Origin of the sequence: Sorangium sp. So ce124 (assembly GCF_051525235.1) — a bacterium.
GTDB classification, from domain to species: Bacteria; Myxococcota_A; Polyangia; order Polyangiales; family Polyangiaceae; genus Sorangium; species Sorangium atrum.
In genome coordinates this window covers 8308297-8320728 of record NZ_CP150312.1, presented here as the reverse complement: position 1 = coordinate 8320728, position 12432 = coordinate 8308297, and the positions used below count along the sequence as shown (strand labels likewise).

The window sequence follows — 12432 nt, the reverse complement described above, 5'->3', positions numbered from 1 at the left end:
CGCCAGCTCGCCTGTGGCGACTCCCTCGCCCAGGCATGGCGATGGCGTGGACGGAAAGCGAGCTGCTGACGCGCAGTCGGGTGGCGAGCGCGCAGCGCGCACCTACGCCTGCGGGAGCAGGGCATCCTGGCCGTCCGTCTCTGTCTCCGCCGCATGCAAAGGCAGCTCGACGACGAACGTGGCGCCCGCGCCCGGCTGGCTCTCGACGCGGATGGCGCCGCCGTGAGAGGCGACGATCCATCGAACGATGTAGAGGCCGAGTCCGAGACCTCCGAAGTTGCGGACGGAGACGGCGCGCTCGAAGCGCTCGAAGATCCTGGCCTGATCGGCCTCGGCGATGCCGATGCCGTGATCGCGGACGACGAGCCGCGCGCGATCGCACTCGCCGCGCACGACGACGTGAATGGGAGCCCCCGCGCCGTACTTGAGCGCGTTGGACAGGAGGTTGATGAGGACTTGCTCCATGCGAGAGGCATCCCAGTGCCCGACCACGGGCCCTTCCAGATCGAGCTCGGCGCGGCAGTGTGCGCTCGCGAGCTGCTGTCTCATCCGCTCGACGACCTCTCGCGTCAGGGCCGCCAGATCGAACGGCGCGCGCGTGAGGGTGAGCCGGCCGGCGTTCAGTCGGGTGACGTCGAGCAGCTCGCTGACCAGGTGGGCGAGGCGCGCGATCTGTCGGTTGAGGACCTGGAGCGCGGCGTCGATGCGCTCCGGGGAGATCTCCGCGCGCCGGTAGCGGGGCAGCAGCCGCTCGAGCAGGTGCGCCTGCATCTTCAGCGAGGTGAGCGGTGTCTTGAGCTCGTGCGATGCGACGAGGAGGAACTCGTTCCGGCGCTCGATCGCCGCCTGGGCCTCGGCGAACAGACGGCTGTTGTCCAGCGCGAGCGCGGCGCGGCTCCCGAGCTCCTCGGCGAGCCGCAGGTCGGCAGGGCCATAACGGCGTCGAGGCGCGGTCGCCAGCAACGCCATGACCCCGAAAGACTGGTCGCGCGCGAGGAGCGGAACGCGGAGAAAGGAGTGAACGCCGAGCTGCTCCAGGCGGGGCGCGGCGCGGAAGTCGCCCACCTCCGGGCGATCCGGCGAGGTCGCCGCCGGGGACCGCAGCGCGTCCATCACCGCACCTTCGAGGCCGTCCGGCACACCTGCGGTGATCGTGGTTCCCGGGGCGCGGTCGGCGAGGTCCACGTGGATGACGCACCAGTCGGCCAGCGCGGGCACGGCGAGCTGCGCGACGCTCTCGAGGGTGGCGCCGTAGCCGAGGGCCATGAGCTTGCGGCTCGCCTCGGCGAGGAAGCGCTCGGCCAGCTCGGCGCGCTTGCGCTCGGTGATGTCGGTGGAGATGCCGCAGAGCCCGCCGGGCATGACCTCCTCCCCGAGAGGGAACTTGACCGACAGGAAGGTGTGAAGCCCGTCCTCCAGCGGCAGCTCCTCCTCCCACTCCATCGGCGCGCCCGTCTCGCGCACCTTCCTGTCGTGGTCCTGCAAGGTCTCGACGACCGGAGAACACACGATCTCGGCGACCGTCTTTCCGACGATCGCCTCGATCGGCATGCGCATGACGGCGCGCACGTGCCGGTTGGCGAGCAGGAGCCGGCCTTCGCGATCCTTGACGTAGATGGACGCAGCGGAGTTGTCGACGATGGCCTGGAGGGTCGCCTGGTTGGTCTTCAGCGCCTGCTCGGCCCGCCGCCGCTCGGCGTTCTCCCGCTCGACCTCGGCATACAGCATGGCGTTCTCGAGCGAGATGGCCGATTGCGACGCAAGCAGCTCGAGCACGCTGAGCCGCCCGGGGGTGAACGCCCCGGTGATGAGCCTGTTCTCCAGGTAAAGCAGGCCCAGCAGCCGGGTATGCCGCACGATCGGGAGGCACAGCACCGATTTCGACCCCCTCTGCCTGAAATACTCGTCCTCCAGGAACGGGTGCCTCGCGGTCGCGTCGTCGAGCAGCACGCGCTCGTGGCTGCGGCGAACGTAGTTGAGCACGGATTGCGGTAGCGCGGTCGCCGCCGCCTCGCCCGCGTCGAGCAGCCGCGGCGTTCCACCGGATGTCGAGAGCGCGGCCGCGATCGACAGCCGATCCTTCCGGACCAGGAGGACGTGCCCCTCTCCGGCGCCCGCGTGCTCGATCGCGACGCGCAGGAGCATCTCGAGCAGGCGCGGGAGCTGGAGCTCGCCGGAGATGCTCTGAGAGGCCTTGACCACGGACAGGACGTCGAACTGCTCGGCTCGCACGGCGAACGTGACGGTGGGCGCGATCGCCTGGCGCGGGGCGAGGTGGGGATAGCGCTGATCGAGCTGCTCCACCTTGGCGTGCGCGCCCCAGCGGAAATAGGCGGAGCGGGCCTTTTGCAGGCAGGCGTCCGCGGGGGTGGCGAGGCCGCGCGCGCGGTAAAACGCCGCGGCGAGCTCGCTGGCGATGGCCTCGTGCTGGACGAAGCCGCCCTCTTGCGCAGACGACGCGGCTTGCTCGTAAAGCCGGATCGCCTCCGATTCCTGCCCACGGAGCCGGGCGATCTCGGCGCGGACCAGGGCGTGCTTGTGGAGGAAATTGTCAGGGCCGTTCCTGGCCCACTCGCCGAGCTGCCGCTCGCACTCGAGGAGCTGCTCGGGGAGCTCCACCGGCGGGGAGGGCCGCGCATCATGCGCCTCGCGCGCCCCGCGCTCCCGCCCGGCGTCGACGAGCGCCGCGAGCGAGAGCGCGAGATAGTAGCAATTCTCGGCGATGAGCGCGTGCGGCTCGGTCCTCAAGGGGTTCTCGTGGATCGCGCGGGTCGCCGCCGCGAACGCCTCGCTGTGAGCGCCGAGCACGAAGAGCGCCTGGGCCTTCAAGCTATAATAGCGGCTGCGGATCCGGTGCAGATCCCCCTTGTCGAGCCGCGCCTCGAAGGCCGACGCATCCAGCTCGGACCCGTCCAGCATCGAGACGCGGACCGGCCTCCCGCGCAGCGCCTGGATCATCGCGTGGGCGCCGAGGAGGGAGCTGTGCGCGTACGCGTACCCGGCCCTCCGCACGAAGCCGAGCCGCTCGTCGACCTCGCGGAGTACGTCCTCCAGCGGCTCACCGGAGAGCAGCCTGAACAGCGCGACCCAGATGCAGTTGAGGCACGCCATGTTCAGGTCACCGGACTCGACCGCGGCGCTGAAGCCGGCGCGCGAGTACGGATACGTCTCTCGGTAGTGGCGTGTCCAGAACAGGACATGCTGTCCAAAGACGGTGAACACCACCGATTTCGTGGTGAGGAGGCCGCTCCGCTCCGCCAGGTCGTGGCCGAGCTTGCCGAACAGATACCCCTCCTGGTATCGCCCGAACCTGGGGCCGAGCACCCTCGCGAAATCGGCGTACGCGTAAGCGGAGCTTTCGGCGTTGCCGTGGCGCAGGCTGAGCTCGACCCTGCGCAGGACCATGAGACAGTGCAGGTCCACGTCCGCGAAGAACGCAGGCGTGGCCATCGCATGCAGCACGCCCATCGTGATCTTGATCTCCGGGTGCGTCACGGGGGGCAGATGGATCAGGTCCTCGATCGCCCGTTCGCCCAGGACCCGCCAGACGCACTCCGCCTCCTTTTCGAGCTGTGCGTCGGTGGGGTGGAGCGGGAGCTCGATGCCGCAGCCGCGGAGCCACGAGAGCCCGATCTCCACCCCGCGGGCGCATTGCCCGCGGGTCAGGTAGAAGGCGAGCGCGAGCTCGACGACGGCGGCTGTCTCGCCATGGGTCCTCGCGCGCTGGCGGAGCGCTTCGAGGAGCCGCTCGGCCTCGTCGAAGCCGCCGGTGATGTACGCGACGTGCGCGCGCTCGAAGGTCAGCTCGAAGGTCAGCTCGTGCCGCGTCTCCCAGGAGTCCGGCGCGAGCAGGGAGAGGCCCGCGGCGAAGAGCGCGGCGGCGGACTGGAAGGCCGCGGCGGCCTTGGCCTTCCTGCCGGCGCGGAGGTTCAGCGCGGCGACCTGGTCCCGCTCGGCTCGGGAACGGAGGAGCGCGGCGCCGCGGTTGAGGTGGCCGACGACGTCGAAGAGCGACGCGTCGCGCTCGTCGGCGCGCTGCGCCTTCACGAGCAGCTGGCCGATGCAGAGGTGCACCTCGGCGAGCTGCTCGGGCGGGATCAGCGAATACGCGGCCTGCTGCACCCGGTCATGGAGGAAGCGATAGCCAGAGCCCCGGCGGAGGAGCAGCCCCTCCCGCACGGCCTCCCCGAGCGCGTCGCGGAGCTCCTCCGCCGGACGGCGTGCGATGATCGCGAGGGGGTCGAGGTCCAGCGTGTTGCCGATGCACGCGGCGAGCTTGAGCGCGTCCCGCGCCGGGATGGAGAGCCGCTTGAGCTTGCCCACCATCAGCTCGACGACGTTGTCGGTGAAGCCCTTGTCGCGGATGGCGGCGATGTCCCAGCGCCACACGCGCTGCTCGGCGTCGAGGGTGATGAGACCTTCCTGGTGCAGCTCGAAGAGGAACTGGAGCACGAAGAAGGGGTTGCCGGCGGTCTTCTCGTAGACGAGCTGCGAGAGCGGCTCGACCTGCGCTTCGGGCGCGTGGACGGCCTCGGCGACGAGCGCGCCGACGTGGGCTGCGGAGAGCGGCTCGAGGAAGAGCTCGGAGACGGCGGCGCCGCGCTTTCGGGCCTCGGCGAGCGTGAGCCGGAGCGGGTGCGCCGGGCCTACCTCATTGTCCCGGTAGGCGCCGATCAGCAGGAGGTATTCGGGCTCGGCGTAGGTGGCGAGCTGTTCGAGCAAGAGGAGGCTGGCCGCGTCGGCCCACTGGAGATCATCGAGAAAGAGCGCGACGGGGTGCTCCTTCCGGGCGCAGGCGGCGACGAAGCGCTGGAGCGCGGCGAGGAGCCGGCTCTGGGCCTCGGTGGCCGGGAGCTCGGGCACCGGCGGCTGCGGGCCGAGGAGGAGCGTGAGCTCGGGGAGCACGTCGGCGAGCAGACTGCCGTCCTGGCCGAGCGCCTCCCGCAGGTGGCGTCTCCAGCGCTCGACCTGTTCTTCGGTCGCGCCGAGGATCTCCTGAAACAGCGCCCGGAACGCCTGAAGGAAAGGAAGGTAGGGGACATCCCTCGTGGTCTGATCGAACTTTCCGGAGAGGAAGAAGCCGCGCTCGCGCACGACAGGCCTGTGCAGCTCGGCGACGAGCGAGGACTTGCCGATGCCCGAGTAGCCCGAGACGAGCGCGAGCTCTGGCCGGCCGTTTGCGACCACGCGCTCGAACGCGGCGAGCAGCGCCTCCACGTCGCGCTCGCGGCCGTAGAGCCGCTGCGGGACGCGGAACCGGTCGGAGAGATCGCGCTCCCCGAGCGCGAAGGGCTGTATGGCGCCGCTCGCCCGCCACCTCGCGAAGCACTCGTCCAGGTCGTGCCGCAGGCCCGCCGCGCTCTGGTAGCGCTCCTCGGCGGCCTTGGAGAGCAGCTTGAGGACGACCTCGGACAGGACCGGTGGAATCGAGGGGACGAGCGCGTGGGGTGGGACCGGGCTCTGCGCGATATGGCAATAGACCCACTCGACGGGATCGCTGGCCTGGAAGGGCAGGGCGCCCGTCAGCATCTCGTAGAAGGTGACGCCGAGGGAGTACAGGTCGGTCCGCTCGTCGAGCCGGCGGTTCATTCGGCCTGTCTGCTCCGGCGCCATGTAGGCGAGCGTCCCCTCGATGAGGCCGTTGTGGATGACGTCCTGGGATTCGCAGGGCAGACGGCAGGCGATGCCGAGATCGGTGATCTTCACCTCGTCGGTGATGGGATTCCAGAGCAGGTTCTGGGGCTTGATGTCCTTGTGGATGACGTGCCGCCGGTGCAGCTCGGCGAGCGCCGCTGTCAGGCGGAGGGCGAGGAGGAGGAAGCGCTCGAGCGGGATCGGCCCGTCGCCCTCGAGCAGCTGATCGAGCGAGCGGCCGCCGAAGTCCTCCAGGACCAGCGCCGCCTGGTCGTCGAACGATTCGATTGCGTACGGCTTGACGATGGCCGCCGTATAGAGCGCGCTGGCGACCTCGAGCTCGTGCTGGAGCCTGCCGAGGGCGCGGGGGCTGGCGTGGTCGCGCCGCAGGACCTTGAGCACCACCGGCCGGCCGTCCTCGTCGCGCCGCGCGCGGTAGAGGAGGGTATCCGCACCTTGGTGCAGCACCTCCAGCACGCGGTAACGTGGACTATGGGGCATAGGAAGAACCTTGAAAACGGTGCGTCAGCGACGTGCCATGGTCCAATTCGATACACTGCCAAAAGCGGTGCGCCGCGTCACGAGCAAACGGCGGCCTGCTCTCGCGCTGGCTCGCCTGCGGCGGCGCGGCCGTCATGCACGGCGGAAGCCAGGACGGAAAGGGTGCGTGTCCGTCGCGGCCGATTGAGTGAGCGCGCCTGCCCGGTGGAGGCTTACTCCGGCGGGAAGGGAGCGCCCTGGGTGTCTGTCTCGGCGTCCGCCGGGCGCAAGGGGAGCTCGACGATGAAGGTGGCGCCCGCGCCCGGCTTGCTCTCGACGCGGATGGTGCCGCCGTGAGAGGTGACGATCCATCGAACGATGTAGAGGCCGAGGCCGAGGCCGCCGAAGTTGCGGACGGAGACGGCGCGCTCGAAGCGCTCGAAGATCCTTGTCTGATCGGCCTCGGCGATGCCCATGCCGTGATCGCGGACGACGAGCCGCGCGCGATCGCCCTCGGTGCGCACGACGATGTGAACGGGGCCTCCCGCGCCGTACTTGATCGCGTTGGACAGCAGGTTGATGAGGACCTGCTCCATGCGAGAAGCATCCCAGTCCCCGACCGCGGGCCCTTCCAGATCGAGCTTCGTGGGGCAGCGGGCGTCGGCGAGCTGCTGTTTCATCCGCTCGAACACCTCACGCGCCAGGGCGGCCAGATCGACCGGCGCGCGCGCGAGCGTCAGGTGGCCGGCGTTCAGGCGGGTGACGTCGAGCAGCTCGTTGACCAGGTGGGCGAGGCGCGCGATCTGTCGGTTGAGGACCTGGATCGCCGCGTCGATGCGCTCCGGAGAGACCTCGGCGCGCTGGACGCGGGGCAGGAGCCGAGCGAGGAGGTGCGCTTGCATCGTGAGCGAGGTGAGCGGCGTCTTGAGCTCGTGGGATGCGACGAGGAGGAACTCGTCCCGGCGCTCGATCGCCACCTGGGCGTCGGCGAACAGGCGGGTGTTGTCGAGCGCGAGCGCCGCGCGTAACCCGAGCTCCTCGGCGAGCCACAGGTCAGCGGGGCCGTAGCGGCGCCGTGGCGCGGTCGCCAGCAGGGTCATGACCCCGAAGCGCCGGTCGCGCGCGAGGAGCGGGACCCGGAGGAAGGAGTGAATGCCGAGCTGCTCGAGCAGCGGCGCAGCGCGGAGCTCGCCCACCTCGGGGCGGTCGACAGAGCTCGCTGCCAGGGGCCGCAGCGCGTCCATCAACGCGCCTGCGAGCTCCTGCGGCACGCCCGCGGTGACCGCGTGAGCCGGGTCGCCGTGAGCGAGGCCCATGTCGATGACGCAGCGATCGGCCAGCTCGGGCACGGCGAGCTGCGCCACGCTGTCGAGGGTCGCGCCGTAGCCGAGGGCCATGAGCCTCCGGCTCGCGTCGGCCAGGAAGCGCTCGGCGAGCTCGGCGCGCTTGCGCTCGGTGATGTCGGTGGAGATCCCGCAGAGCACGCCGGGCATGACGTCCTCGCCGAGCGGGAACTTGATCGACAGGTGGGTGCGCAGCTCCCCGTCTATCAGCACCTCTTCCTCGAACTCCATCGGCGCGCCCGCCTCGAGCACCTTGCGGTCGTGGTCGCCGGCGGCCTCGACGAACGCGGCGGGCAAGACCTCGGCGCCCGTCTTGCCGACGAGCTGCTCGGCCTTCGTGCCGAGGATTCGGCTCGCCCGCCGGTTGACGAGCAGGTACCGGCCGTCGCGATCCTTGAGGTAGATGGCGGCGGCGGAGTTGTCGACGATGGCCTGCAGCGTGGCCTGGCTCTCACGGAGCTCTCGCTCTGCCCGCCGCCGCTCGGCGTTCTCCTGCTCGATGTCGGTATAGAGCATGGCGTTCTCGAGCGAGATGGCCGACTGCGAGGCGAGCAGCTCGAGCACGGTGAGCCGCCCTGGGGTGAACGCGCCGGTGACGAGCCTGTTCTCCAGGTAAAGCAGGCCGAGCAGCCGGGCCCGGTGCACGATCGGGAGGCACAGCACCGATCTCGGCCTCTTGCGGCCGAAATACTCGTCCTCCATGAACGGGTGCCTCGCGGCGGCGTCGGCGAGCAGCACGCGCTCGTGGCTGCGGCGAACGTAGTTGAGGATGGACTGCGGCAGCGCGGCCGCCGCCGCCTCGCCCGCGTCGAGCAGCCGCGCCGCGCCGCCGGACGCGGCGATCGCCGCCGCGGTCGACACGCGATCTTGCCGGACCAGGAGCACATGGCCCTCCTCGGCGCCCGCGTGCTCGACCACGATGCGCAGCAGCGTCTCGAGCAGGCGCGGGAGCTTGAGCTCGCCGGAGATGCTCTGAGAGGCCTTCACGACGGAGAGGACGTCGAACTGCTCGGCCCGCACGGCGAACGTGACGGTGGGCGCGATCGGCTTGCGCGGGGCGAGGTGGGGATAGCGCTGGTCGAGCTGATCCACCTTGGCGTGGGCGCCCCAGCGGAAGTAGGCGGCGCGGGCCTTCTCCAGGTAAGCGTCGGCGCCCGTGGCGAGGCCGCGCGCGTGGTAGAACCGGGCAGCGAGCTCGCAGGCGATGGCCTCGTGCTGGACGAAGCCGCCCTCTTGCGCCGAGGAGATGGCCTGCTCGTAGAGCCGGATCGCCTCCGATTCCTGCCCGCGGAGCCGGGCTATCTCGGCGCGGACCAGGGCGTGCTTGTGGAGGAAGTTGTCCGGGCCGTTCCTGGCCCACTCGCCGAGCCGCCGCTCGCAGTCGAGCAGCTGCTCGGGGAGCTCCAGCGGCGGGGATTCCCGCTCCGCGTGCGGCGCGTCGAGGAGGGCCGCGAGCGCGAGCGCGGAATAATAGAAGTTCTCGGCGAGGAGGGCGGTCGGCACGACCCCGTGTCCATGCTCGATCATCGCGCGGGCCGCCGCCTCGAGCGCCTCTCCCGGAGCGCCGAGCACGAAGAGCGCCTGGGCCTTCATTTCATGATAGAAGCTTTGAACGTTCTGCAGGTCCCCCTCGCCGAGCCGCGCCTCGAAGGCCGGCAGATCCAGCTCGGATCCATCGAGCATCGAGAGGCGGACCGGCCTCCCTCGCAGCATCTGGATCATGCCGCGCGCGCCGAGGAGGATGCCATGGGCGAACGGGTGACCGGCGCTGCGCACGAAGCCGAGGCGCTCGTCGATCTGATGGATCACGTCCGCGAGCGGCTCGCCGGAGAGCAGCCGGAACAGCGCGTCCCACATGCGGTTGAAGCACGCGTGGTTCAGATCGCCCGACTCGACCGCGGCGCTGAAGCCGGCGCGCGAGTACGGATACGTCTCTCGGTAGTGGCGCGTCCAGAAGACGACATGCTGTCCAAAGACGGTGAACACCGCCGATTTCGTGGTGAGGAGGCCGCTCCTGTCCGCGAGGTCGCAGCCGAGCTTTCCGAACCGATAGGCCTCCTTGTATCGCCCGAACTTCGGGCCGAACATCCTCGCGAAGGAAATGTACGCGTGAGGGGAGCTCTCGGCGTTGCCGTGGCGCAGGCTGAGCTGGACCATGCGCAGGACGATGAGAAAGGACAGGTTCGCGTTGACGAAGGACGCGGGGATGCCAGCGCCCAGCAGCACGCTCATCGTGGCCTTGATCTCCGGGTGCGTCATGGGGGGCAGATGGATCAGGTCCTCGATCGCCCGGTCGCCCAGGGCCTGCCAGACGCTCTTCGTCTCCTCTTCGAGCTGTGCGTCGGTGGGGAGGAAGGGAAGATCGATGTCGTAGGTGCGGAGCCACGCGAGCCCGATCTCCGCCGCGCGGGCGTATTGCCCGCGGGTGACCTTCAGCGTGATGACGAGCTCGACGACGGCGGCCGTCTCGCTCCTGGTCCTCGCGCGATCCTCGAGCGCCTCGAGGAGCCGCTCGGCGTCGTCGATGGCGCCGGTGATGTACGCGACGTGCGCGCGCTCGAAGGTCAGGCCGTAGGTCAGCTCGTGCTGCGTCTCCCAGGAATCCGGCGCGAGCAGGGAGAGGCCCGCGGCGAAGAGCGCGGCGGCGGACTGGAAGGCCGCGGCGGCCTTGGCCTTCCTGCCGGCGCGGAGGTTCAGCGCGGCGACCTCGTCCCGCTCGGCCCGGGAACGGAGGAGCGCGGCGCCGCGGTTGAGGTGGCCGACGGCGTCGAAGAGCACCTCGTCGCGCTCGTCCTGGCGCCGCCCCTTCAACAGGAGCTGGCCAATCCGGAGGTGCACCTCGGCGAGCTGCTCTGCCGGGATGAGCGAAGTTGCGGCCTGCTGCACCCGGTCGTGGAGAAATCGAACTCCGTTGCTCTGGCGCAGGAGCAGCCCCTCCCGGACGGCCTCCTCGAGCGCGTCGCGGAGCTCCGCCGGGCTACGGCGCGCGAGCAGCGCGAGGGTGTCGAGGTCCAGGCTGCTGCCGAGGCACGCGGCGAGCTTGAGCGCGTCGCGTGTCGGGACAGAGAGCCGGTTCAGCTTGCCGGCCATCAGCTCGATGACGTTGTCGGTGAAGCCTTTGTCGCGGATCGCGGCGATGTCCCACCGCCACATGCGCTGCTCTGCGTCGACGGCGATGAGCCCGTCTTCGTGAAGCGCGATCAGGAACTGGAGAACGAAGAAGGGGTTGCCGGCGGTCTTCTCGTGGACGAGCTGCGAGAGCGGCTCGACCTGCGCTTCGGGCGCGTGGACGGCCTCGGCGACGAGCGCCCGGACATGGGCGGCGGAGAGCGGCTCGAGGAAGAGCTCGGAGACGGCGGCGCCGCGCTTCCGGGCCTCGGCGAGCGTGAGCCGGAGCGGGTGCGCTGGGCCGACCTCGTTGTCCCGGTAGGCGCCGATCAGCAGCAGGTGCGCGCCGCCGGCATGGGTGGCGAGGTGCTCGAGCAGGAGGAGGCTGGCCGCGTCGGCCCACTGGAGATCATCGAGGAAGAGCGCCATGGGGTGCTCCTTCCGGGCGCACGCGGCGACGAAGCGCTGGAGCGTCGCGTGCAGCCGGGCCTGTGCCTCGGTGGGCGGGAGCTCGGGCACGGGCGGCTGCGGGCCGAGGAGCAGCTCGACCTCGGGGAGCACGTCGGCGAGCAGCCTGCCGTTCTGGTCGAGGGCCTCGCGGAGGCGCGCTCGCCAGCGCTCTACCTGCTCCTCGCTCGTGCCGAGGATCTCCTGAAACAGCGCCCGGAACGCCTGCAAGAAAGGGAGGTAGGGGACATCTCTCGCGGTCTGATCGAACTTTCCGGAGAGGAAGAAGCCGCGCTCGCGCACGACGGGCCTGTGCAGCTCGGCGACGAGCGAGGACTTGCCGATGCCCGAGTAGCCCGAGACGAGCGCGAGCTCTGGCCGGCCGTTTGCGACCACGCGCTCGAACGCGGCGAGCAGCGCCTCCACGTCGCGCTCGCGGCCGTAGAGCCGCTGCGGGACGCGGAACCGGTCGGAGAGATCGCGCTCTCCGAGCGCGAAGGGCTGAATCTCGCCGGTCGCCCGCCACCTCGCGAAGCACTCGTCCAGGTCGTGGCGCAGGCCGAGGGCGCTCTGGTAACGCTCCTCGGCGGCCTTGGAGAGCAGCTTGAGGACGACCTCGGACAGGACCGGTGGAATCGAGGGGACGAGCGCGTGGGGTGGGACCGGGCTCTGCGCGATATGGCAATAGACCCACTCGACGGGATCGCTGGCCTGGAAGGGCAGGGCGCCCGTCAGCATCTCGTAGAAGGTGACGCCGAGGGAGTACAGGTCGGTCCGCTCGTCGATCCAGCGGTTCATGCGGCCTGTTTGCTCAGGCGCCATGTAAGCCAGCGTGCCCTCGATGAGGCTGTTGTGGACGAGGTCCTGGGATTCGCGGGGGGAGAGGGAGGCGATGCCGAGATCGGTGATCTTCACCTCGCCGGTGTCGGGGTTGTAGAGCAGGTTCTGGGGCTTGATGTCCTTGTGGATGACGTGGTGTCGGTGGAGCTCGGCGAGCGCGGCGGCGATGCGGAGGGCGAGGGGGAGGAAGCGCTCGATCGGCATCCCGCGCATCCCGCGCATCCCGCGCATCCCGCGCATCCCGCGCATCGGCCCGTTGCCATCGAGCAGCCGGTCGAGCGAGCGGCCGCCGAAGTCCTCCAGGACCAGCGCGGCCTGGTCGCCGAGCGATTCCATCGCGTAGGCCTTGACGACGACCGCCGTATCGAGCGCGCTGGCGATCTCGTGCTCGTGCTGGAGCCGCCCGAGAGCGTGGGGGCTCGTGTGGTCGCGCCGCAGGACCTTGAGCACCACCGATCGGCCGTCCTCCTCGCTCCGCGCGCGGTAGAGGAGGGTATCTGCACCGTGGTGCAGCACCTCCAGCACGCGGTAACGTGGACTATGGGGCATCGGAGGATCTTTGAACCCGGGGCGTCAGCGG

The 12432-nt window shown here is 70.2% G+C and carries 2 protein-coding genes; both read right to left on the bottom strand.

Annotated elements, in window-relative coordinates:
* Positions 1–102: 102 nt before the first annotated feature.
* Entirely contained in the window at positions 103–6135 is a 6033-nt protein-coding gene (locus WMF19_RS31035) for an AAA family ATPase (RefSeq protein ID WP_437893690.1), read from the bottom strand.
* 212 nt (positions 6136–6347) lie between these two features.
* Positions 6348–12401, bottom strand: coding sequence for an AAA family ATPase (locus tag WMF19_RS31030; protein WP_437893689.1), 6054 nt, complete (start codon positions 12399–12401; stop codon positions 6348–6350).
* Positions 12402–12432: the final 31 nt, after the last annotated feature.